We start from the raw sequence: 19,787 nt of genomic DNA, 5'->3' as shown, positions 1-19,787 counted from the left end.
AGAGGAGGCACTTCAATGCAAGCTAAAGCAGTAGCGAGAACAGTTCGTATTGCTCCTCGTAAAGTTCGTTTAGTAGTAGACTTAATCCGAGGTAAGCAAGTGGGTGAAGCGATTGCTATCCTTAACCACACACCAAAAACTGCTTCTCCAGTTGTAGAAAAAGTTTTAAAATCTGCAATCGCAAATGCAGAGCACAATTATGAGATGGATATTAACAACTTAGTTGTTGAAAAAGTTTTCGTTGACGAAGGTCCAACGTTGAAACGTTTCCGTCCACGTGCAATGGGTCGTGCAAGCCAAATTAACAAACGCACAAGCCACATCACAGTTGTGGTATCAGAAAAGAAGGAGGGATAATCGATGGGTCAGAAGGTTAATCCAATTGGTCTTCGTGTCGGTGTTATCCGTGACTGGGAATCTCGTTGGTTCGCTGAGAAAGATTACGCTACATTATTACATGAAGACATCAAAATCCGTGAGTACATTACTGTACGCTTAAAAGATTCTGCTGTTGCTAAAGTAGAAATCGAACGTGCAGCAAATCGTGTAAATGTTACAATTCACACTGCAAAACCTGGTATGGTAATTGGTAAAGGTGGTACAGAAGTTGAAGCACTTCGTAAAGCTCTTAACCAATTAACAGGCAAGCGTGTACACATCAATATTTTAGAAGTTAAGAGAGCTGATCTTAACGCTAAATTAGTAGGCGAAAACATCGCTCGTCAATTAGAAAACCGTGTATCATTCCGTCGTGCACAAAAGCAAGTTATTCAACGTGCTATGCGTGCAGGTGCTAAAGGTATTAAAACACAGGTTTCTGGTCGTCTTGGCGGAGCTGATATCGCTCGTGCAGAATCTTACAGTGAAGGAACTGTTCCACTTCATACACTTCGCGCTGATATTGACTATGCAGCAGTTGAAGCTGATACAACATACGGTAAATTAGGCGTAAAAGTATGGATCTACCGTGGAGAAGTCCTTCCTACAAAAAAGAAAGCTTCTGAGGAAGGAGGAAAATAATATGTTAATGCCAAAACGCGTAAAATATCGTAGAGAGCATCGTGGTAAAATGCGTGGTCGTGCAAAAGGTGGAACTGAAATTGCTTTCGGTGAATTCGGTTTACAAGCACAAGCTGCTTCATGGATTACAAACCGTCAAATCGAAGCTGCTCGTCGTGCAATGACTCGTTACATGAAACGTGGCGGTAAAGTATGGATTAAAATTTTCCCTTCTAAACCTTACACTGCAAAACCTCTAGAAGTACGTATGGGTTCCGGTAAAGGGGCACCAGAAGGCTGGGTAGCAGTAGTAAAACCTGGGAAAATTATGTTTGAAATCGCGGGTGTATCTGAAGAGGTAGCACGCGAAGCATTACGTCTTGCAGCTCACAAGTTACCTGTGAAATGTAAATTCGTAAAACGTGAAGAAAATGGTGGTGAATCTAATGAAAACTAATGATATTCGTGAACTAACCACTGCCGAAATCGAAACAAAAGTTAAAGCTTTAAAGGAAGAATTATTCAATCTTCGCTTCCAACTTGCTACAGGACAATTAGAGAATCCAACTCGCATCCGTGAAGTGCGTAAAGCGATTGCTCGTATGAAAACTGTAGTTCGTGAAAGAGAGATCGGAATTAATCGATAAATTGAGGGGAGGTTTGCATAGTGAGCGAACGTAACCAACGCAAAGTTTATACTGGTCGTGTTGTGTCTGATAAAATGGACAAAACGATTACAGTTTTAGTTGAAACTTACAAAACTCATTCCTTGTACGGAAAACGTGTTAAGTATTCTAAAAAGTACAAAGCCCATGATGAGCAAAACCAAGCGAAACTTGGCGATATCGTTAAAATCATGGAAACTCGCCCGCTTTCTGCTACTAAGCGTTTCCGTTTAGTTGAAATCGTTGAAGAAGCGGTTATTATCTAAATAGACGAATCGGAATTTTTAGTCCGAAGGGAGGTTTCATAACATGATCCAACAAGAATCTCGTTTGAAAGTTGCTGACAACTCTGGTGCACGTGAACTTTTAACAATTAAAGTATTAGGCGGCTCTGGTCGTAAATATGCTAACATTGGTGATATTATCGTTGCTACGGTAAAACAAGCAACACCAGGTGGCGTTGTTAAAAAAGGTGACGTTGTTAAAGCAGTAGTAGTACGTACGAAGAGCGGAGCTCGTCGTCCGGACGGTTCTTATATCAAATTTGATGAAAACGCAGCGGTTATCATTAAAGACGATAAGAGCCCACGTGGTACTCGTATCTTCGGACCAGTAGCTCGTGAATTACGTGATAGCAACTTCATGAAGATCGTTTCTTTAGCTCCAGAAGTTCTATAATTTAAGGTATTGCCTTGCTAAGGAGGTGCAGAATTAAGATGCATGTAAAAAAAGGTGATAAAGTACAGGTAATCACTGGAAAAGACAAAGGAAAACAAGGCGTTATCCTTGTGGCTTTCCCAAAGCAAAACCGTGTTATCGTTGAGGGTGTTAACATCGTTAAAAAACACTCTAAGCCATCTCAATTAAATCCACAAGGTGGAATTATTACTAAAGAAGCACCTATTCACGTTTCTAACGTTATGATTTTAGATCCGAAAACAGGTGAACCTACTCGCGTAGGCTTCAAAGTAGAAGATGGTAAAAAAGTTCGTATTGCAAAAAAATCTGGTGAATTATTAGATAAATAATTTTCTTAAGAAAGGAGGTCACTTCATTGAATCGCCTTAAAGAGAAGTTCCAAAAGGAAATTACTCCTGCTCTAGTGAGCAAGTTTAACTATAAATCTGTGATGGAAGTACCGAAAATCGAAAAGATCGTAATCAACACTGGTGTTGGTGACGCGGTATCTAACTCAAAAGCTTTAGACAATGCAGTAGAAGAATTAACACAAATCGCAGGTCAAAAGCCTGTTGTAACTCGTGCTAAAAAATCAATCGCTGGTTTCCGTCTTCGTGAAGGTATGCCAATCGGTGCGAAAGTAACTTTACGCGGCGAGCACATGTATGAGTTCTTCGACAAATTAGTATCAGTTTCTTTACCACGTGTACGTGATTTCCGTGGTGTTTCTAAGAAATCATTTGATGGTCGTGGGAACTACACATTAGGTGTTAAAGAGCAACTTATCTTCCCTGAGATTGATTATGATAAAGTAAGCAAAGTCCGCGGTATGGACATCGTAATCGTTACTACAGCGAAAACTGATGAAGAAGCTCGTGAACTTTTAACACAATTCGGTATGCCATTCCAAAAATAATGGAAGCCAACGCTAAGTAGAGGAGGCGAAAACGTGGCTAAAAAATCTATGATAGCGAAACAAAAGCGTACTCCTAAGTTTAAAGTACAAGAGTATACACGTTGCGAACGCTGCGGTCGTCCGCATTCTGTATACCGCAAATTTAAGCTTTGCCGTATTTGTTTCCGTGAACTTGCATATAAAGGTCAAATTCCTGGTGTTAAAAAAGCTAGTTGGTAAAACCCACAAATGGGAAGGAGGTAAAACACATGGTGATGACAGATCCAATTGCAGACATGCTTACTCGCATCCGTAATGCGAACATGGTACGTCATGAGAAATTAGAGGTTCCTGCTTCTAAAATCAAAAAAGAGATCGCTGAACTTTTAAAACGTGAAGGTTTCATTCGTGATGTAGAATACATCGAGGATAACAAACAAGGTATCCTTCGTATTTTCCTGAAATATGGTGCAAACAATGAACGTGTAATCACTGGATTAAAACGTATCAGTAAACCTGGCTTACGCGTTTACGCTAAAGCTGATGAAGTACCACGTGTACTTAACGGATTAGGTATCGCTCTTGTTTCTACATCTAAGGGAGTAATGACAGACAAAGACGCTCGTCAATTACAAACTGGTGGAGAAGTAGTAGCATACGTTTGGTAATATATATTTAAAACGAACGGAGGTGTGACCACATGTCTCGTATTGGTAAAAAGATTCTTGAAATCCCTGCAGGTGTTACTATTACAATTGCAGAAGACAATACTGTAACAGTAAAAGGCCCTAAAGGTGAATTAACTCGTAAATTCAATGCTGATATGTCTATCAAAATTGAAGAAAATACACTAACAGTTGAGCGTCCATCTGAACAGAAGGAACACCGTGCATTACACGGTACAACTCGTGCTTTAATCGGAAACATGGTTGAAGGTGTAACTGCAGGTTTCGCACGCGGACTTGAATTAGTCGGTGTTGGTTACCGTGCTCAAAAACAAGGTGATAAACTTGTTTTAAGCGTAGGTTATTCTCATCCAGTAGAAATGACTCCGGAAGCAGGTCTTGAAGTTGAAGTACCTGCACCAACTAAAATCGTAATCAAAGGTATCGACAAGCAACGTGTTGGCGAATTTGCTGCTAACATCCGTGCTGTACGTGCTCCTGAGCCATATAAAGGTAAAGGTATTCGTTACGAAGGCGAAGTTGTTCGTCGTAAAGAAGGTAAAACTGCTAAGTAAACCCGTTAGGTGAGAGAAAGGAGTGACAAGAATGATCACTAAAGCTGATAAAAATGCGACTCGTAAGAAAAGACATGCACGTGTACGTGCTAAGCTTACTGGTACTGCAGAACGTCCACGTTTAAACGTGTTCCGTTCTAACCAACATATTTACGCTCAAGTTATTGATGATGTAAATGGTGTAACGTTAGTAAGTGCATCTACTCTTGATAAAGACCTTGCTCTTAACGGTACTAGCAATACTGAAGCTGCTACGAAAGTTGGAGAATCAGTTGCTAAGCGTGCTGTAGAGAAAGGCGTTAAAGAAGTAGTATTCGATCGCGGTGGTTACTTATACCATGGCCGTGTTAAAGCTCTAGCTGAAGCTGCTCGTGAGGCTGGATTACAATTTTAATGGTCAAAGGAGGGAAAATTGATGCATCGCATTGACCCAAGTAAATTAGAACTTGAAGAACGTGTAGTTACGATAAATCGTGTCGCGAAAGTTGTTAAGGGTGGTCGTCGTTTCCGCTTTGCTGCACTAGTTGTAGTTGGCGATAAAAACGGTCATGTTGGATTCGGTACTGGTAAAGCACAAGAGGTACCAGACGCAATTCGCAAAGCTATCGAAGACGCTAAGAAAAACTTAATCGCTGTACCATTAGTTGGTACAACCATTCCACACACAATCAACGGTCATTTTGGAGCTGGTGAAGTATTCTTAAAACCTGCTGCTGAAGGTACTGGTGTTATTGCTGGTGGACCTGTTCGTGCGGTACTTGAATTAGCTGGTGTACAAGATATTCTTTCGAAATCTCTTGGTTCTAACACACCAATCAACATGATTCGCGCTACTGTGAACGGATTAAGCGAACTTAAGCGCGCTGAAGATGTTGCAAAATTACGCGGTAAATCTGTAGAAGAGCTACTAGGTTAAGGAGGGAAAACAAATGGCGAAAAAGTTAGAAATTACCCTCACTCGTAGTGTAATTGGTCGTCCACAAGATCAACGTGCGACGGTAGAAGCTTTAGGTCTTAAAAAGTTGAATTCAACTGTAGTTAAGGAAGAAACTCCTGCTATTCTTGGTATGATCAACAAAGTTTCTCACCTTATAACTGTAAAAGAAGCTTAAGGATAACTCATTAATATAAGGAGGTGCCTGGGAATGAAACTTCATGAATTAAAACCTGCAGAAGGTTCTCGTAAAGTACGTAACCGTGTCGGTCGTGGTATCGGTTCTGGTAACGGTAAAACTGCTGGTAAAGGTCATAAAGGACAAAACGCACGTTCTGGCGGCGGTGTTCGTCTTGGCTTCGAAGGTGGTCAAACTCCATTATTCCGTCGTTTACCAAAACGCGGCTTCACAAACATTAACCGTAAAGAGTTTACTATTGTAAACTTATCAACGTTAAATCGTTTTGAAGATGGTACAGAAGTAACACCTGAATTATTGCTGGAAACTGGCGTTATCAGCAAGTTAAACGACGGTGTTAAAATTCTTGCAAGCGGAGCAGTAGAGAAAAAATTAACTGTTAAAGCGCACAAGTTCTCTTCAAGTGCTAAAGAAGCAATTGAAGCAGCTGGCGGATCAGTTGAGGTGATCTAATGTTTCGTACAATCTCCAACTTTATGCGCGTTGCTGAGATAAGACGTAAAATATTATTCACTTTAGCGATGTTAGTCGTATTCAGGATTGGCACGTTTATCCCAGTGCCATTTACAAATGGAGACGTACTGAAAGCACAAGATCAATTAAATGCCTTAGGTATCCTAAATACATTTGGCGGTGGCGCCTTGAAAAACTTCTCCATCTTCGCGATGGGAATCATGCCGTATATTACAGCATCCATCATCGTGCAATTATTGCAGATGGATGTTGTTCCTAAATTTTCGGAATGGTCGAAGCAAGGTGAAATGGGCCGTCGTAAACTAACGCAATTCACGCGTTACTTTACAATTGTTCTTGCGTTTATTCAGGGGTTTGGTATGTCAATCGGTTTTAACGGTATGGTAGGTGGGCAATTAATTTTGAATCCTGGTTGGAGCACTTATTTATACATTGCTACGGTACTGACTGCTGGTACTGCATTTTTAATGTGGTTAGGTGAACAGATTACAGCTAAAGGTGTAGGTAATGGTATTTCCATCCTTATCTTTGGCGGTATTGCCGCAGCGATCCCAAGTGTTATATCTCAAGTGTATCAACAACAGTTTCAAAATATCGGAGATCAATTGTTCATGAGTATCGTTAAAGTTGCATTGATCTTACTAGCTGTGCTAGCAGTTATTGTTGGTGTTATTTTCATTCAACAAGCTGTTAGAAAGATCCCAATTCAATATGCGAAGCGTGTAACAGGAGGAAATGGGAATCATGCTGGAGCACAAAACACACATTTACCGCTTAAGGTAAATAGTGCGGGTGTTATTCCAGTCATTTTTGCTGTTTCATTCTTAATTACGCCTCCAACTATTGCACAGTTCTTCCCGAATCATGATGTATCGCAGTGGATCATTGCAAACTTTAACTATTCTCACCCAGTGGGAATGATCATATATGTTGCGCTCATTGTAGCCTTCACATATTTCTATGCGTTTGTTCAGGTTAATCCAGAGCAAATGTCAGAGAATCTAAACAAACAAGGTGGATATGTTCCAGGTATTCGTCCGGGTAAGAATACGGAACAATATCTAACAAAAATCTTGTATCGTTTGACCTTTGTAGGATCAATTTTCCTAGCAGCGATTGCAATCTTACCAGTTATCTTTACGAAACTGGGAAATCTTCCTCCATCTGCACAGATTGGTGGAACGAGTATGTTAATCGTTGTCGGCGTTGCTTTAGAAACAATGAAGCAGCTAGAAAGCCAACTGGTAAAACGCCATTACAAAGGGTTTATCAAGCAGTGAGTAAGTGGGAAGAATTGTCTTCCCTACATGCTCATGTACTCTGAGGGGGAACAAGGATGAACTTAATTTTAATGGGGCTTCCTGGTGCTGGTAAAGGTACACAAGCCGAACAGATTGTTGCCAAGTATAACATCCCTCACATTTCAACAGGAGATATGTTCCGTGCAGCTATGAAGGCTGAAACTGAAATGGGTTTACAAGCAAAATCTTTTATTGATAAAGGTGCACTTGTTCCAGATGAAGTTACAATCGGAATCGTTCGTGAACGTTTAAGTCAAGAAGACTGCGTAAGAGGTTTCTTATTAGACGGTTTCCCACGAACTGTTGCACAAGCATCAGCTCTTGAAGAGATTATGAAAGATCTTGGCAAAAAAATCGACTATGTTTTAAACATTAATGTGGATTCAGGTTTGTTATTAAAACGCCTTACAGGCCGTCGCATTTGTAAAGAGTGCGGTGCGACTTACCACTTAGAATTCAATCCACCAGCAAAAGCTGATGTGTGCGATAAATGTGGTGGCGAATTATACCAACGCTCTGATGACAATGAAGAAACTGTAGCAAATCGTTTAGATGTAAATATTAAGCAAACAAAACCTTTGCTTGATTTCTACGAGGAGCTTGGTTACTTACAAAGCATTAATGGTGAGCAAGATATCAATAAAGTATTTGCTGATATCGATGTTCTCATCGGAGGCTTAGCGTAATGATCATCTGCAAAACTCCTCGCGAGATAGAAATCATGCGAGAAGCTGGCAGGATCGTTGCTTTAACTCATCAAGAGTTGAAACAGCATATTACTCCAGGAATTACAACGAAAGAGCTCGATCAAATAGCGGAAAAGACGATTCGAAAATATGGTGCTACGCCATCTTTTAAAGGATACAACGGATTTCCGGGGAGCATATGTGCTTCTGTAAATGAAGAGCTTGTACACGGAATTCCAGGGAAGCGCAAGCTCGAAGAGGGCGATATCATCAGTATCGATATTGGTGCGAAATACAATGGGTACCATGGAGATTCTGCATGGACGTATCCAGTTGGAAACATTTCTGAATCTGTTCAAAAGCTACTTGATGTCACAGAAAAATCGTTGTATCTTGGTCTAGAACAAGTAAAACCAGGCGAAAGATTATCAAATGTCTCACATGCGGTTCAAACCCATGCTGAAGAGAATGGATTCTCGATCGTTAGGGAGTATGTTGGTCACGGAATCGGGCAAGACTTACATGAGGACCCTCAAATCCCGCACTATGGTCCACCAAATAGAGGCCCTAGATTAAAGCCGGGAATGGTCATCTGTGTTGAGCCGATGGTGAATCAAGGAAGACGATATGTAAAAACACTATCTGATGACTGGACAGTGGTAACGGTAGATGGTAAATGGTGTGCACATTTTGAGCACACGATTGCTCTTACAGAAGCAGGATACGAAATCCTTACCACTTTATAAGTAGCTGGCTCTCCGGGATTTCAGAGCAGTGTAAAATGTTACTGATTTGAAGAAGGGAGAACTATTGAATGGCTAAAGATGATGTAATTGAAGTCGAAGGTACCGTTCTTGAAACGTTGCCAAATGCTATGTTCAAAGTAGAATTAGAGAATGGGCATGTCGTATTGGCTCACGTTTCTGGTAAAATCCGTATGAACTTCATTCGTATTTTACCAGGAGACAAAGTTACGGTAGAATTATCTCCGTACGATTTAAATCGTGGTCGTATTACGTACCGTTTTAAATAATATAGCACTCCGTAATCTTTAAGGAGGTTCGAGACATGAAAGTAAGACCGTCAGTTAAACCAATCTGCGAAAAATGTAAAGTTATTCGTAGACGTGGAAAAGTAATGGTTATTTGTGAAAACCCTAAACATAAACAAAAACAAGGTTAATCAGAAGGAGGTGCATTCAGAATGGCACGTATCGCAGGTGTAGATATTCCTCGAGACAAACGCGTTGTTATTTCTTTAACTTACGTATTCGGCATTGGTCGCACAACTGCTGAAAAAATTCTTACTGAAGCTGGTATTTCTTCAGAAACACGAGTTCGTGACTTAACGGAAGACGAACTAGGACGTATCCGTGATATCATCGATCGTATTAAAGTTGAGGGAGACCTTCGTCGTGAAGTATCTCTTAACATTAAACGTCTAATGGAGATCGGTTCTTACCGTGGTCTTCGTCACCGTCGTGGTTTACCAGTTCGTGGTCAAAACTCTAAAAACAATGCTCGTACGCGTAAAGGTCCACGTCGTACAGTAGCAAATAAAAAGAAATAATAAGTAAAGGAGGTTGAACTAACAATGGCACGTAAAACAAACACTCGTAAAAAACGTGTGAAAAAGAATATTGAAGCTGGTATAGCTCATATTCGTTCTACTTTCAACAACACAATCGTAACACTTACAGATACTCATGGTAACGCACTTTCTTGGTCTAGTGCTGGTGCACTTGGTTTCCGTGGATCTCGTAAGTCTACTCCATTCGCTGCGCAAATGGCTGCTGAAGCTGCTGCTAAAGTTGCAATGGAGCACGGTTTAAAAACTTTAGAGGTTACTGTTAAAGGTCCTGGTGCTGGTCGTGAAGCTGCAATTCGTGCTCTTCAAGCTGCAGGTCTAGAAGTAACAGCAATTAGAGATGTTACTCCAGTTCCTCATAATGGATGTCGTCCACCAAAACGTCGTCGTGTGTAATTTTTCTGTATAGAATTTTCCCTTTTGTCTATAATGGATATGATGCATTATCGAGAAATTTCGTACAGAAACATCGCTTGTTGTGCACAATCGGGAACTGCCTAAGGGGGACTTTCGGTTAGACAGGGGGTATCCCTTTGTTTAACCGGGGTTTCGACGTTTTGAAGGAGGGTTTAGTTAATGATTGAAATCGAAAAGCCGAAAATCGAAACGGTTGAACTTAACGAAGATGCTAAATATGGTAAATTCGTAATTGAACCGCTTGAGCGTGGATATGGTACTACTTTGGGTAACTCCTTACGTCGTATTCTTTTATCCTCACTCCCTGGTGCCGCTGTTACTGCTATCCAAATCGATGGCGTATTACATGAATTTTCAACAGTTGAGGGCGTAGTAGAAGACGTTACGACGATCATCTTAAACTTGAAAAAGTTAGCTCTTAAAATCTACTCTGAAGAAGAGAAGACGTTGGAAATTGATGTACAGGGCGAAGGTATTGTCACAGCTGCTGATATTACTCATGATAGTGATGTAGAAATCTTAAATCCAGATTTACACATTGCAACGTTAGCAAAAAATGCGCATTTCCGCATGCGTTTAACTGCAAAGCGTGGCCGTGGGTATACGCCAGCTGATGCAAATAAAAGCGAAGATCAACCAATAGGAGTAATTCCTATTGATTCTATTTATACTCCAGTATCACGTGTAACTTACCAAGTGGAAAAGACACGTGTCGGACAAGTGGCTAATTATGATAAGCTTACGCTTGATGTATGGACGGATGGAAGCATCGGGCCAAAAGAAGCTATCTCTTTAGGTGCCAAAATCTTAACTGAGCATTTAAATATCTTTGTTGGTTTAACTGATGAAGCACAAAATGCTGAGATTATGGTCGAGAAGGAAGAAGATCAAAAAGAGAAAGTTCTTGAGATGACTATCGAGGAACTAGATCTTTCTGTTCGTTCTTATAATTGCCTAAAACGTGCAGGAATTAATACTGTACAAGAGCTTGCGAACAAAACAGAAGAAGATATGATGAAAGTTCGTAACTTAGGACGTAAATCCTTAGAAGAAGTTAAACATAAACTTGAGGAATTAGGTTTAGGTTTACGTAAAGACGACTGAGGATTTAAACCCATCAACAAAGGAGGGAACTACGAATGGCATACAGAAAATTAGGCCGTACAAGTGCGCAACGTAAAGCTATGTTACGTGATTTAGCTACTGATTTAATTATCAACGAGCGCATCCAAACGACAGAAACTCGTGCAAAAGAACTTCGTTCTGTAGTGGAAAAAATGATCACTTTAGGTAAACGCGGAGATCTTCATGCTCGTCGTCAAGCAGCAGCTTTCATTCGCAATGAAGTTGCTAACGCTGAGACTGGTCAAGATGCACTTCAAAAATTATTCGCTGATGTAGCTCCACGCTATGCTGAGCGCCAAGGCGGATACACTCGTATTGCAAAAATTGGTCCACGTCGCGGAGACGCAGCACCAATGGTAATTATCGAGTTAGTATAATGATGATTAAAAGGGCAGGACAGTTCTTTTCAAGTAACTGGTCATGGCCCTTTTTTTTTAAATATAAAAAATAGGCTAACTTGGCGAAGGAAAGGGTGCCTTGTATTGAAAAAAGAGAAACTTCGGACAGAAAATATATCATTTCAATATCCTGGGGCAGCCTCTTATGCATTAAAAGATGTTTCATTTTCCTTATATGAAGGAGAATGGGTATCTGTTATTGGACAAAATGGTTCAGGTAAATCTACACTTGCAAAATTATTGAATGGTTTGTTTTTACCGGAATCAGGGACCATTACTGTAAATGATACAGTGGTTTTATCAGAGGAAACGGTATGGGATGTTCGAAAACAAATTGGGATGGTATTTCAAAATCCTGATAATCAATTTGTTGGAACGACAGTACAAGATGACGTTGTATTTGGTCTAGAAAATATCGGAATGCCAAGGGAGCAGATGATAGAAAGACTAGAACAAGCCCTGCAACTGGTCCGTATGGAAGATTTTCTTAATGATGAACCCCATTCGTTATCTGGCGGACAAAAACAGCGAGTCGCAATAGCAGGTGTTTTAGCACTTCAGCCATCTATTTTAATACTAGATGAAGCAACTTCAATGTTAGACCCTCAGGGGAGACTTGAAGTAGTAGAAACGGTTAGACAACTTGTTAATCAAAAGGGTATTACGGTGTTATCGATTACGCACGATTTAGAAGAAGCGGCACAATCAGACCGTATTATTATTTTGAACAAGGGAGAAATATTAGAGGAAGGTACTCCAGAGCAAATTTTCAAATCCTCTCATATGCTCCAAGAGATTGGATTAGATGTACCTTTTTCGGTGAAAATAGCAGAATTATTAAAAAGAAATGAAATTCACTTGCACAATACGCATCTTACAATGGAAAGCTTGGTGAACGAACTTTGGAGATTACATTCCAAAAAGTAGAACATCGTTATCAATATAAAACTCCATTTGAAAGACGCGCACTTTACGATGTAGACGTGTCGTTTCCAAGTGGGGGCTATTATGCCATTATTGGTCATACTGGTTCAGGAAAGTCGACGATGATTCAACATTTAAATGGTTTATTACAGCCGACAAATGGTACGGTTCAAATTGGCGAACATTTAATTTCAGCAGGGAAGAAAGAAAAGAAACTTAAACCACTACGAAAAAAAGTAGGGGTTGTCTTTCAGTTCCCAGAACATCAGCTATTTGAAGAGACAGTTGAGAAGGATATTTGTTTTGGTCCTACTAATTTTGGTGTATCTGAAGAAGAGGCAAAACAAAAGGCGAAAGATGCAATCCAGCTTGTTGGATTGGACATAGAGTTATTAGCACGTTCTCCGTTTGAGCTAAGCGGTGGGCAAATGAGGCGCGTTGCAATAGCAGGTGTACTTGCGATGGAACCCGAAGTGCTTGTATTAGATGAACCTACAGCAGGGCTTGATCCTAAAGGACAGCACGAGCTCATGGGGATGTTTTACAAGCTTCATAAGGAACAGGGGCTTACAGTCATTCTTGTCACCCACAATATGGAGGATGCCGCTAAGTATGCAGATCAAATTGTGGTTATGCATAAAGGAACGGTCTTTTTGCAAGGAAGAGCAGAGGAAGTATTTTCACACGCAGATGAATTAGAGAAAATTGGTGTGGATCTTCCGATGTCTTTAAAGTATAAACGTGCAATTGAAGAAAAGTTTGGTATTTCAATTTCGAAGGCTACCTTATCTTTAGAGGATCTTACTCATGAAGTTGTACAGGTGTTACGAAAAGGTGGTCATGAATCATGCAGCAGTTGATCATTGGGAGATACATTCCAGGTCAGTCAGTCATTCATAAACTTGATCCTCGTACGAAGCTGTTGATTGTCTTTTTATATGTATTTGTTGTTTTTTTAGCAAATAATGCGATTTCATATGGATTTTTATTTTTGTATGCACTCATTGCTTTATTTTTTGCAAAAGTGCCGATTCGTTATGTACTTTCGGGCTTAAAACCAATTCTATGGATTTTTCTTTTTACATTTTTCCTGCATATTTTTACAAATAAAGAAGGGGAAGTACTATTCCAGCTTGGTTGGTTTTCGATACATGAAAAAGGATTAGAGCAAGGGATATACATTTCTATACGATTCTTCGTTATTATTTTAATGACGACATTATTAACGTTAACGACGACACCTATTGAAATTACAGATGGGTTGGAGACGTTATTAAAGCCGTTGAAGCGTATAAAAGTTCCTGTTCATGAAATCGCATTAATGATGTCAATTTCACTACGTTTTATCCCGACATTAATGGATGAAACGAGTAAAATTATGAAAGCACAAGCGTCACGTGGCATTGATTTCGCCGGGGGACCGATAAAAGATAGGATGAAAGCTATTATTTCACTACTCGTTCCGCTATTTATTAGTGCTTTTAAGCGTGCAGAGGACTTAGCGATTGCGATGGAAGCTCGTGGATATCAAAGTGGCGAAGGACGCACTAAATTTAGGCAACTACGCTGGAAAACAAGTGATACAGTAACGATTATAAGCTTACTTTGTTTAGCTTGTATTTTGGCATGGGTGCGATCGTAATGGAGAATAAAGAAATGGATAGAATAAAATGTACGGTTGCATATGATGGCATGCATTTTTGTGGTTATCAAATTCAGCCGCAGCATCGTACTGTTCAACAAGAGATAGAGAAAGCATTGCAGAAATTGCATAAAGGAGAACTTGTTCGTGTTCAAGCATCGGGCAGAACAGATTCTACCGTTCATGCAAAAGGACAAGTGATACACTTTGATACCCCTTTGTCTCTTGCAGAGTGGCAATGGAGTAATGCTTTAAACACAATGTTGCCAGATGATATTGTTATCAGACAGGTAGAGAAAAAAACAGAAGAATTTCATGCGCGTTACGGTGTCGAGAAAAAAGAATATCGTTATCGTGTATTATTATCAAAGACTGCGGATGTATTCCGTAGAAATTACGTATATCAATATCCATATCCACTTGAAATAAACTCTATAAGAAAAGCGATTCCTTATTTTATTGGAACGCATGATTTCACTTCTTTTTGTTCGGCAAAAACTGACAAAAAAGATAAAGTGCGAACAATTTATGAAATTGAGTTAATTGAGCAAGACGACGAATTAATTTTTCGTTTTGTAGGTAATGGATTTTTATATAATATGGTCAGAATTATTGTTGGTACGTTACTGAACGTAGGGCAAGGAAAGCTTGATCCTGATAGCATTCCAGAGATTTTAGCGAAACAAAATCGCCAGTTTGCTGGAAAGATGGCTCCAGGTCATGGACTTTACTTATGGCAGGTAAACTATAACAACTAATCCTGGTGTAACATTTGCTTGACATTAGAAACTCAAAAGTATATCATAACATATGGTATTGTTTCTAAAACCACGATTAGCCCCGGAAGGAAATCGTGTTTAAGATAAACAATAGATTTTTTCTATGGAAAAGATAACGAGGAGGGAAACACATGCGTACGACTTTTATGGCAAAAGCTAACGAAGTTGAGCGTAAATGGTATGTGGTTGATGCTGAAGGTCAAACTTTAGGTCGCCTATCTACTGAAGTAGCATCCATTTTACGTGGTAAAAACAAACCTACATTTACACCACACGTTGACACGGGTGATCATGTAATTATTATTAACGCTGAGAAAATTCATTTAACAGGTAATAAATTAAACGATAAAATTTACTACCGTCACACTAACCACCCAGGTGGACTTAAGCAAAGAACAGCTCTAGAAATGCGTACAAACTACCCTGTACAAATGTTAGAGCTTGCAATTAAAGGGATGCTTCCAAAAGGACGTTTAGGACGTCAAGTATCTAAGAAATTAAACGTGTATGCTGGAGCAGAGCATCCACACCAAGCACAAAAACCAGAAGTTTACGAACTTCGCGGATAATCAATTAAAGGAGGGCTTACTTTGGCACAGGTTCAATACTATGGCACTGGACGTCGTAAGAGTTCAGTAGCGCGCGTGCGCCTAGTTCCAGGCGAAGGACGCGTTATCATTAACGGTCGTGATTTTGAAAACTATATCCCATTTGCTGCATTACGTGAAGTAGTGAAACAACCTCTAGTTGCAACAGAAACTTTAGGTAACTACGATGTACTTGTAAACGTAAATGGTGGTGGATACACTGGTCAAGCTGGTGCTATTCGTCACGGTATTTCTCGCGCTTTATTAAAAGCTGATCCAGAATACCGTCTAACACTAAAACGTGCAGGTCTATTAACTCGTGACGCACGTATGAAAGAGCGTAAAAAATACGGTCTTAAAGGCGCACGTCGTGCACCTCAGTTCTCAAAACGTTAATTTTTGCGAACTACAAACCCCAACCATTTTGGTTGGGGTTTTTTTATGTTTAATTCCTCTTTTGCAATTTTTTTAGCTTGGAATATTTTAGTGCTACGGCCTCGCGTATGCTTCTTCTTTAGAAGTTTAGACTAATAAGTATTAGGGAGGTTTATACGTACTATGAATGTCATTGTCAGCTTACAAGAAAAGCAAAAAGAAAAGCAGTTAAAATACGAGCGTAAGATGCTGCGAGAATTATCATTAAAAACATTGCGCTCAAATATTCGTGATGCCTTTCAGATGCAAGAACTTCATCGTCAGTATGAAGATTATTGTATTGAACTAGGGATAGAATCTTATTTATTAGGAGCGAGATACAGTAAATTTGGTTATTATGGTGAATCATTTTTTGATGTGAAATATAGAGCCTTAGAAGAAGAGCAACAATTAACTGAAACATTATTTCAATTTTTAACAAGTATGACTATGCGTGAAATTAAATTGCAAGACGAGGAATTACTTTTTGAATCTTGCCAGCAGTTTATCGGCCTGTGGTGGCAGGAAGGGTATGAAAAAGGTGAACGAAGATATCGATTAAAGCTACACTAAGACAAGCATAAACTTTCCTCTTGTCCCATATAAGTAATTAGAGGGACTAGCTGGAGGAGGAAAGGTATGAAGAGAATTCGAATTATCTCTTTTGCGCTCGCTGCGGTTGTTTTGTTTTTTTTAGTCAAACAAGAATTTCAAATTACAAAATCGTGGCGAGCTTGGAATTTGCCCTTATCAGGGAAAGTGATCGTGCTAGACGCTGGGCATGGTGGTCCAGACGGAGGGGCTGTTGGTGGAAAGGATATTGTAGAAAAAGATATTACGCTCGAGATTACAAAAAAAGTACAAGATTATTTACAAGAACAAGGTGCGTTAGTTATTTTAACTCGTGAAGGAGATTATGATTTAGCTAACAAAGATACAAAGTCATATAGTAGGCGTAAAGCAGAGGACTTAAAAAAGCGTGTAGAGATTATTAATAAGCCTGATGTAGACTTTTTTGCAAGCATTCATTTAAACGCTCTAACTAGCGGTGGATCTAAAGGCGCACAAACGTTCTATTACCGTTCTTTAATTGAAAATGAACGGGCTGCGAAATTTATACAGGCTGAATTGAGAACGAGCTTAGAAAATACGAATCGTTCTGCTAAAACAATTCCTCACGTGTACTTATTGAAGTATGCTAAAAAACCGGGTGCTTTAATTGAGGCTGGCTTTTTGTCGAATGTGAATGAAAGGTATATGCTAAATTCGGAGAAGTATCAGCAAAAAGTAGCAGCTGCAATATATCGTGGTATATTACGTTATTTCACAGAAAAAGGAAATCCTCCGGAATAAGGAGGATTTTTCGAGTTTCTCTCGTTAACGAAGTTTTCCGAAAATATGTTATACTGGAAATGTAAACGCATTTATTTCAAAAATAAAGAGAGATAAATTCAATTAGCATTACGTTATTTTTCATACAGGGGGCTGGGCTAATTATGGTAACAAAAGAGCAGGTAGTGGAAGCGTTGGAAGGGATTGTAGATCCGTTTTTACATAAAACGTTAAAAGAAACAAATGCAATTAAAGAGGTAACAGTCAAGCCTGAGAAGGAACATGTAAGTGTTAAAATTGCAATTGTAAAAACAGGTACAGCGGAACAAATGCAGTTGCAGTCTGGAATTGTAAAGTTAGTAAAAGAACTTGGGGCAACAACAGTTGGACTTCGTTTTGCAGAATTTACAGAAGAGGAATTAGCTCAGTTTGCACCACCGCAAGAGGAAGAGAAAAGTGAATCTTTATTATCACCGAACTCACATACAACATTTTTAGCAGTGGCAAGTGGAAAAGGTGGAGTAGGGAAATCGACTGTTTCCGTTAACCTTGCAATTGCTTTAGCTCGTTTAGGGAAAAAGGTCGGTATCATTGACGCGGATATTTACGGTTTTAGTGTACCGGATATGATGGGTATAGAGAAACGTCCAATCGTAAGAGGGGATAAGATAATACCGGTGGAGCGTCTAGGTGTGAAAGTGATCTCAATGGGATTCTTTGTAGAAGATAACGCACCAGTTATTTGGAGAGGACCGATGCTTGGGAAAATGTTAAATCACTTTTTCACAGAAGTAGAATGGGGTGATTTAGATTACTTAGTATTGGATTTACCACCAGGTACGGGTGATGTTGCTTTAGATCTGCATTCGATGTTGCCGGCTTGCAAAGAGATTATTGTAACAACGCCGCATCCAACAGCTGCATTTGTAGCAGCGCGTGCTGGAGCTATGGCTTTACGTACAGAACATAGTATTCTTGGTGTTGTTGAAAATATGGCGTATTTTGAAAGTAAAGCAACTGGTGAAAAAGAGTATGTGTTTGGAAGAGGTGGAGGAGATAAATTAGCTACGGAACTCCAAACAGATGTGCTTGGTCGAATTCCACTTCAACAACCGGATTGGAATAAAGAGGACTTTGCGCCGTCAGTATATGAAGATACACATACAACTGGTCTTATTTATCGTTCGATAGCTGAGACAGTTATTGATAAAACAGCTGTTACACAAAAGTAAAGTAGTAATGAGTGGACAATATATACATTGTCCACTCATTACTATAATTTTTATTATTGTTCTTTGTTCCCACCTTGAGAACCACCTTCACCGCCTGCACCTTTTTTATCAGACCCGCCTTTTTCAGCTTTTTGTACACCTTTACTAATGATGTCAATCATCTTAGCCTGGAAGAGTGGACTTTCGGCAGTTTCGGTTAGTACTTGTTGTAAATATTGACGATACTCTTTACTCTTCATTGTTTGTAACATAATTTTTTCTACTTCAGGATTTTTCATAATCTCTATAACACCTGACTGGTATTCAGGGTCTTTTAGTAAAGTTTTCATTAAGTTTGTTTGTTCTTTTCCCATACTTTTAGCAAATTTCGATGAGAACTCAGGGTCTTTAAAGAGTTTTCCCCAGAATTGTTGCCCTTTTTCGGATACCATCGCATCTTCAATCGTTTTCTTTACTACTGTTTCATCTAGTATGAGTGCTTGTTTCATTTTTTCATCAGTTAATACATCCTGGATCGCTTTTTTTCCTTGGTCTGTTTTTAAAATATCAACAATCATTTTTTTTGTTTGATCATAATCAAGTTCGGATTTTGCTTCTTTTTCTTGTGCACATGCCACTAGTGCGATAAATAGAAAAGAAGAAATCAAAACGAGCAGCAGCCGTTTCATAAATTGGAGCTCCTTTCAGCACAGTTCTCTTTTTTTAATATAAATCTCTTTAAGGAATTTATACATTAACATGGCTAGCTTTTTGAAATTGTCATTGATACAATTTAATTAGAAATATAAGAATAATGGGGGATGTGTTGTGAATAGCCGCAAGTGGGTACGACTATTTTTTACGACGTTATTTCTGGGTGGGATTAGCACAGTCTTAATTGGATTTGTTTTAGAGTGGGACAAGTACGCTAAATTTTTTCAAAATTTCGACGGAAAAGAGATTTTAGCAATTTCTTTTTGGTTGATGGGCGTAGGATTTATTTTTAGTGTTATAAGTCAAATGGGGTTCTTTGCGTATTTAACAATCCATCGTTTTGGATTAGGGATGTTTCGGTCATCGGCTTTATGGAATACGGTGCAACTCTTCTTTATTGCGTTCGTATTGTTTGATTTCGTTTATTTAAGGTCAGTACTTATTGCGAATGGGGAAGTTTCATTAGGGAATAACATACTTGTTGCGGGGATGTTATTTGTATTTGGAGCAATTGTCGCATACATAAAGAGTAAAGAAACGAATAAAAAAGCATTTGTGCCCGCTCTGTTCTTTATGGTTGTTGTAA

The 19,787-nt window shown here is 39.3% G+C and carries 35 protein-coding genes (1 of these 35 only partly in view); 34 read left to right on the top strand and 1 reads right to left on the bottom strand.

Going from position 1 to position 19,787, the window contains the following annotated elements; all coding sequences use genetic code 11:
* Positions 1 to 15 precede the first annotated feature (15 nt).
* The 33 genes from rplV to ACP6L7_RS27585 all read left to right on the top strand — a co-directional run bounded on the left by rplV (position 16) and on the right by ACP6L7_RS27585 (position 18,508).
* Entirely contained in the window at positions 16 to 357 is a 342-nt protein-coding gene (gene rplV, locus ACP6L7_RS27745; protein ID WP_001148024.1) for a 50S ribosomal protein L22, read from the top strand.
* 3 nt (positions 358 to 360) lie between these two features.
* A complete protein-coding gene (gene rpsC, locus ACP6L7_RS27740; protein WP_000529958.1) occupies positions 361 to 1,020 on the top strand; it encodes a 30S ribosomal protein S3 in 660 nt (219 codons plus the stop codon).
* 1 nt (position 1,021) lies between these two features.
* On the top strand, positions 1,022 to 1,456 hold the full coding sequence (rplP, locus tag ACP6L7_RS27735) for a 50S ribosomal protein L16 (protein WP_000928969.1): 435 nt from the start codon (positions 1,022 to 1,024) through the stop codon (positions 1,454 to 1,456).
* A complete protein-coding gene (gene rpmC / locus ACP6L7_RS27730) occupies positions 1,446 to 1,646 on the top strand; it encodes a 50S ribosomal protein L29 (RefSeq protein ID WP_000855718.1) in 201 nt (66 codons plus the stop codon). Before rplP ends, rpmC begins: the two co-directional genes overlap by 11 nt.
* 20 nt (positions 1,647 to 1,666) lie before the next feature.
* On the top strand, positions 1,667 to 1,930 hold the full coding sequence (gene rpsQ / locus ACP6L7_RS27725; RefSeq protein WP_000004106.1) for a 30S ribosomal protein S17: 264 nt from the start codon (positions 1,667 to 1,669) through the stop codon (positions 1,928 to 1,930).
* 43 nt (positions 1,931 to 1,973) lie between these two features.
* On the top strand, positions 1,974 to 2,342 hold the full coding sequence (gene rplN / locus ACP6L7_RS27720) for a 50S ribosomal protein L14 (protein ID WP_000615912.1): 369 nt from the start codon (positions 1,974 to 1,976) through the stop codon (positions 2,340 to 2,342).
* Positions 2,343 to 2,380: 38 nt separating this feature from the next.
* Positions 2,381 to 2,692, top strand: a complete 312-nt coding sequence (rplX, locus tag ACP6L7_RS27715; protein WP_000558200.1) for a 50S ribosomal protein L24 — start codon at positions 2,381 to 2,383, stop codon at positions 2,690 to 2,692.
* Positions 2,693 to 2,718: 26 nt separating this feature from the next.
* The gene (gene rplE / locus ACP6L7_RS27710; RefSeq protein WP_071747340.1) at positions 2,719 to 3,258 is read left to right on the top strand and encodes a 50S ribosomal protein L5; all 540 of its coding nucleotides are present in this window, start codon (positions 2,719 to 2,721) and stop codon (positions 3,256 to 3,258) included.
* A 33-nt stretch (positions 3,259 to 3,291) separates the two neighbouring features.
* On the top strand, positions 3,292 to 3,477 hold the full coding sequence (gene rpsN, locus ACP6L7_RS27705; protein WP_001085700.1) for a 30S ribosomal protein S14: 186 nt from the start codon (positions 3,292 to 3,294) through the stop codon (positions 3,475 to 3,477).
* Positions 3,478 to 3,506: 29 nt separating this feature from the next.
* Entirely contained in the window at positions 3,507 to 3,905 is a 399-nt protein-coding gene (rpsH, locus tag ACP6L7_RS27700; RefSeq protein WP_000245511.1) for a 30S ribosomal protein S8, read from the top strand.
* A 32-nt stretch (positions 3,906 to 3,937) separates the two neighbouring features.
* A complete protein-coding gene (rplF, locus tag ACP6L7_RS27695) occupies positions 3,938 to 4,477 on the top strand; it encodes a 50S ribosomal protein L6 (protein WP_000086551.1) in 540 nt (179 codons plus the stop codon).
* Between the two features lie 31 nt (positions 4,478 to 4,508).
* Entirely contained in the window at positions 4,509 to 4,871 is a 363-nt protein-coding gene (gene rplR / locus ACP6L7_RS27690) for a 50S ribosomal protein L18 (RefSeq protein WP_000628818.1), read from the top strand.
* A 21-nt stretch (positions 4,872 to 4,892) separates the two neighbouring features.
* Positions 4,893 to 5,393 carry a 30S ribosomal protein S5 gene (rpsE, locus tag ACP6L7_RS27685; RefSeq protein ID WP_000554646.1) on the top strand — a complete coding sequence of 167 codons (501 nt, stop codon included), beginning with the start codon at positions 4,893 to 4,895 and terminating at the stop codon, positions 5,391 to 5,393.
* A 13-nt stretch (positions 5,394 to 5,406) separates the two neighbouring features.
* Positions 5,407 to 5,589, top strand: coding sequence for a 50S ribosomal protein L30 (gene rpmD, locus ACP6L7_RS27680; protein ID WP_001085231.1), 183 nt, complete (start codon positions 5,407 to 5,409; stop codon positions 5,587 to 5,589).
* A 33-nt stretch (positions 5,590 to 5,622) separates the two neighbouring features.
* The gene (gene rplO / locus ACP6L7_RS27675; protein WP_000766083.1) at positions 5,623 to 6,063 is read left to right on the top strand and encodes a 50S ribosomal protein L15; all 441 of its coding nucleotides are present in this window, start codon (positions 5,623 to 5,625) and stop codon (positions 6,061 to 6,063) included.
* The gene (secY, locus tag ACP6L7_RS27670; RefSeq protein ID WP_000490151.1) at positions 6,063 to 7,364 is read left to right on the top strand and encodes a preprotein translocase subunit SecY; all 1,302 of its coding nucleotides are present in this window, start codon (positions 6,063 to 6,065) and stop codon (positions 7,362 to 7,364) included. Before rplO ends, secY begins: the two co-directional genes overlap by 1 nt.
* Positions 7,365 to 7,420: 56 nt before the next feature.
* Positions 7,421 to 8,071: an adenylate kinase gene (locus ACP6L7_RS27665; RefSeq protein WP_001048996.1), complete on the top strand. Its 651-nt coding sequence runs from the start codon at positions 7,421 to 7,423 to the stop codon at positions 8,069 to 8,071.
* Entirely contained in the window at positions 8,071 to 8,817 is a 747-nt protein-coding gene (map, locus tag ACP6L7_RS27660; RefSeq protein ID WP_097833008.1) for a type I methionyl aminopeptidase, read from the top strand. Before ACP6L7_RS27665 ends, map begins: the two co-directional genes overlap by 1 nt.
* Positions 8,818 to 8,885: 68 nt before the next feature.
* Positions 8,886 to 9,104 (top strand): translation initiation factor IF-1, encoded by a 219-nt coding sequence (infA, locus tag ACP6L7_RS27655; protein ID WP_001029884.1) that lies wholly within the window; start codon positions 8,886 to 8,888, stop codon positions 9,102 to 9,104.
* Between the two features lie 35 nt (positions 9,105 to 9,139).
* On the top strand, positions 9,140 to 9,253 hold the full coding sequence (gene rpmJ, locus ACP6L7_RS27650) for a 50S ribosomal protein L36 (protein WP_000868344.1): 114 nt from the start codon (positions 9,140 to 9,142) through the stop codon (positions 9,251 to 9,253).
* A 21-nt stretch (positions 9,254 to 9,274) separates the two neighbouring features.
* Complete coding sequence (rpsM, locus tag ACP6L7_RS27645; RefSeq protein ID WP_000090790.1) at positions 9,275 to 9,640, top strand: 30S ribosomal protein S13; 366 nt, start codon at positions 9,275 to 9,277, stop codon at positions 9,638 to 9,640.
* Positions 9,641 to 9,664: 24 nt separating this feature from the next.
* Entirely contained in the window at positions 9,665 to 10,054 is a 390-nt protein-coding gene (gene rpsK / locus ACP6L7_RS27640; protein WP_000101797.1) for a 30S ribosomal protein S11, read from the top strand.
* 180 nt (positions 10,055 to 10,234) lie between these two features.
* A complete protein-coding gene (locus ACP6L7_RS27635) occupies positions 10,235 to 11,179 on the top strand; it encodes a DNA-directed RNA polymerase subunit alpha (protein WP_000569644.1) in 945 nt (314 codons plus the stop codon).
* 35 nt (positions 11,180 to 11,214) lie between these two features.
* Positions 11,215 to 11,577, top strand: a complete 363-nt coding sequence (gene rplQ / locus ACP6L7_RS27630) for a 50S ribosomal protein L17 (RefSeq protein ID WP_000331490.1) — start codon at positions 11,215 to 11,217, stop codon at positions 11,575 to 11,577.
* A 105-nt stretch (positions 11,578 to 11,682) separates the two neighbouring features.
* On the top strand, positions 11,683 to 12,525 hold the full coding sequence (locus tag ACP6L7_RS27625) for an energy-coupling factor ABC transporter ATP-binding protein (protein WP_097833007.1): 843 nt from the start codon (positions 11,683 to 11,685) through the stop codon (positions 12,523 to 12,525).
* A complete protein-coding gene (locus tag ACP6L7_RS27620) occupies positions 12,501 to 13,382 on the top strand; it encodes an energy-coupling factor ABC transporter ATP-binding protein (RefSeq protein WP_097833006.1) in 882 nt (293 codons plus the stop codon). Before ACP6L7_RS27625 ends, ACP6L7_RS27620 begins: the two co-directional genes overlap by 25 nt.
* A complete protein-coding gene (locus ACP6L7_RS27615; protein WP_001186537.1) occupies positions 13,370 to 14,164 on the top strand; it encodes an energy-coupling factor transporter transmembrane component T family protein in 795 nt (264 codons plus the stop codon). The genes ACP6L7_RS27620 and ACP6L7_RS27615 overlap by 13 nt, the downstream gene beginning before the upstream one ends.
* A gap of 14 nt (positions 14,165 to 14,178) precedes the next feature.
* Entirely contained in the window at positions 14,179 to 14,922 is a 744-nt protein-coding gene (truA, locus tag ACP6L7_RS27610; protein ID WP_002094769.1) for a tRNA pseudouridine(38-40) synthase TruA, read from the top strand.
* A 152-nt stretch (positions 14,923 to 15,074) separates the two neighbouring features.
* A complete protein-coding gene (gene rplM, locus ACP6L7_RS27605; RefSeq protein WP_001260795.1) occupies positions 15,075 to 15,512 on the top strand; it encodes a 50S ribosomal protein L13 in 438 nt (145 codons plus the stop codon).
* A 21-nt stretch (positions 15,513 to 15,533) separates the two neighbouring features.
* On the top strand, positions 15,534 to 15,926 hold the full coding sequence (gene rpsI, locus ACP6L7_RS27600; RefSeq protein ID WP_000079986.1) for a 30S ribosomal protein S9: 393 nt from the start codon (positions 15,534 to 15,536) through the stop codon (positions 15,924 to 15,926).
* Positions 15,927 to 16,088: 162 nt separating this feature from the next.
* Positions 16,089 to 16,517 (top strand): YbaK family protein, encoded by a 429-nt coding sequence (locus ACP6L7_RS27595; protein WP_001101006.1) that lies wholly within the window; start codon positions 16,089 to 16,091, stop codon positions 16,515 to 16,517.
* Positions 16,518 to 16,583: 66 nt separating this feature from the next.
* Entirely contained in the window at positions 16,584 to 17,297 is a 714-nt protein-coding gene (gene cwlD, locus ACP6L7_RS27590; RefSeq protein WP_097833005.1) for an N-acetylmuramoyl-L-alanine amidase CwlD, read from the top strand.
* A gap of 143 nt (positions 17,298 to 17,440) precedes the next feature.
* Entirely contained in the window at positions 17,441 to 18,508 is a 1,068-nt protein-coding gene (locus tag ACP6L7_RS27585) for an Mrp/NBP35 family ATP-binding protein (protein WP_071747335.1), read from the top strand.
* 53 nt (positions 18,509 to 18,561) lie between these two features.
* Here the strand turns inward: ACP6L7_RS27585 and gerD are convergent, their stop codons facing one another.
* Complete coding sequence (gene gerD / locus ACP6L7_RS27580; protein ID WP_097833004.1) at positions 18,562 to 19,176, bottom strand: spore germination lipoprotein GerD; 615 nt, start codon at positions 19,174 to 19,176, stop codon at positions 18,562 to 18,564.
* Positions 19,177 to 19,315: 139 nt separating this feature from the next.
* On the opposite strand from gerD, the gene kbaA reads away from it, so the two are divergent.
* A protein-coding gene (kbaA, locus tag ACP6L7_RS27575) for a KinB signaling pathway activation protein KbaA (protein ID WP_097833003.1) crosses the window boundary here: on the top strand, positions 19,316 to 19,787 show its 5' portion. It continues 140 nt past the right edge of the window; only the first 472 of its 612 coding nucleotides appear in the window; the start codon lies at positions 19,316 to 19,318; the stop codon falls past the right edge of the window.

The sequence above is a fragment of the Bacillus silvicola genome, assembly GCF_050524305.1.
Classification (GTDB): Bacteria; Bacillota; Bacilli; order Bacillales; family Bacillaceae_G; genus Bacillus_A; species Bacillus_A cereus_AT.
The sequence above is the reverse complement of the archived record's forward strand: the minus strand, read 5'-3'. Positions and strand labels throughout refer to the sequence as shown.

What these genes read in the sequence shown, in the direction of transcription:
- rplV (WP_001148024.1), top strand. Translation starts at nt 16, where the DNA reads ATGCAAGCTAAAGCAGTAGCGAGAACAGTTCGTATTGCTCCTCGTAAA.
- rpsC (WP_000529958.1), top strand. Translation starts at nt 361, where the DNA reads ATGGGTCAGAAGGTTAATCCAATTGGTCTTCGTGTCGGTGTTATCCGT.
- rplP (WP_000928969.1), top strand. Translation starts at nt 1,022, where the DNA reads ATGTTAATGCCAAAACGCGTAAAATATCGTAGAGAGCATCGTGGTAAA.
- rpmC (WP_000855718.1), top strand. Translation starts at nt 1,446, where the DNA reads ATGAAAACTAATGATATTCGTGAACTAACCACTGCCGAAATCGAAACA.
- rplN (WP_000615912.1), top strand. Translation starts at nt 1,974, where the DNA reads ATGATCCAACAAGAATCTCGTTTGAAAGTTGCTGACAACTCTGGTGCA.
- rplX (WP_000558200.1), top strand. Translation starts at nt 2,381, where the DNA reads ATGCATGTAAAAAAAGGTGATAAAGTACAGGTAATCACTGGAAAAGAC.
- rpsH (WP_000245511.1), top strand. Translation starts at nt 3,507, where the DNA reads ATGGTGATGACAGATCCAATTGCAGACATGCTTACTCGCATCCGTAAT.
- rplF (WP_000086551.1), top strand. Translation starts at nt 3,938, where the DNA reads ATGTCTCGTATTGGTAAAAAGATTCTTGAAATCCCTGCAGGTGTTACT.
- rplR (WP_000628818.1), top strand. Translation starts at nt 4,509, where the DNA reads ATGATCACTAAAGCTGATAAAAATGCGACTCGTAAGAAAAGACATGCA.
- rpsE (WP_000554646.1), top strand. Translation starts at nt 4,893, where the DNA reads ATGCATCGCATTGACCCAAGTAAATTAGAACTTGAAGAACGTGTAGTT.
- rpmD (WP_001085231.1), top strand. Translation starts at nt 5,407, where the DNA reads ATGGCGAAAAAGTTAGAAATTACCCTCACTCGTAGTGTAATTGGTCGT.
- rplO (WP_000766083.1), top strand. Translation starts at nt 5,623, where the DNA reads ATGAAACTTCATGAATTAAAACCTGCAGAAGGTTCTCGTAAAGTACGT.
- secY (WP_000490151.1), top strand. Translation starts at nt 6,063, where the DNA reads ATGTTTCGTACAATCTCCAACTTTATGCGCGTTGCTGAGATAAGACGT.
- ACP6L7_RS27665 (WP_001048996.1), top strand. Translation starts at nt 7,421, where the DNA reads ATGAACTTAATTTTAATGGGGCTTCCTGGTGCTGGTAAAGGTACACAA.
- map (WP_097833008.1), top strand. Translation starts at nt 8,071, where the DNA reads ATGATCATCTGCAAAACTCCTCGCGAGATAGAAATCATGCGAGAAGCT.
- infA (WP_001029884.1), top strand. Translation starts at nt 8,886, where the DNA reads ATGGCTAAAGATGATGTAATTGAAGTCGAAGGTACCGTTCTTGAAACG.
- rpmJ (WP_000868344.1), top strand. Translation starts at nt 9,140, where the DNA reads ATGAAAGTAAGACCGTCAGTTAAACCAATCTGCGAAAAATGTAAAGTT.
- rpsM (WP_000090790.1), top strand. Translation starts at nt 9,275, where the DNA reads ATGGCACGTATCGCAGGTGTAGATATTCCTCGAGACAAACGCGTTGTT.
- rpsK (WP_000101797.1), top strand. Translation starts at nt 9,665, where the DNA reads ATGGCACGTAAAACAAACACTCGTAAAAAACGTGTGAAAAAGAATATT.
- ACP6L7_RS27635 (WP_000569644.1), top strand. Translation starts at nt 10,235, where the DNA reads ATGATTGAAATCGAAAAGCCGAAAATCGAAACGGTTGAACTTAACGAA.
- rplQ (WP_000331490.1), top strand. Translation starts at nt 11,215, where the DNA reads ATGGCATACAGAAAATTAGGCCGTACAAGTGCGCAACGTAAAGCTATG.
- ACP6L7_RS27615 (WP_001186537.1), top strand. Translation starts at nt 13,370, where the DNA reads ATGCAGCAGTTGATCATTGGGAGATACATTCCAGGTCAGTCAGTCATT.
- truA (WP_002094769.1), top strand. Translation starts at nt 14,179, where the DNA reads ATGGATAGAATAAAATGTACGGTTGCATATGATGGCATGCATTTTTGT.
- rplM (WP_001260795.1), top strand. Translation starts at nt 15,075, where the DNA reads ATGCGTACGACTTTTATGGCAAAAGCTAACGAAGTTGAGCGTAAATGG.
- ACP6L7_RS27595 (WP_001101006.1), top strand. Translation starts at nt 16,089, where the DNA reads ATGAATGTCATTGTCAGCTTACAAGAAAAGCAAAAAGAAAAGCAGTTA.
- cwlD (WP_097833005.1), top strand. Translation starts at nt 16,584, where the DNA reads ATGAAGAGAATTCGAATTATCTCTTTTGCGCTCGCTGCGGTTGTTTTG.
- ACP6L7_RS27585 (WP_071747335.1), top strand. Translation starts at nt 17,441, where the DNA reads ATGGTAACAAAAGAGCAGGTAGTGGAAGCGTTGGAAGGGATTGTAGAT.
- gerD (WP_097833004.1), bottom strand. Translation starts at nt 19,176, where the DNA reads ATGAAACGGCTGCTGCTCGTTTTGATTTCTTCTTTTCTATTTATCGCA.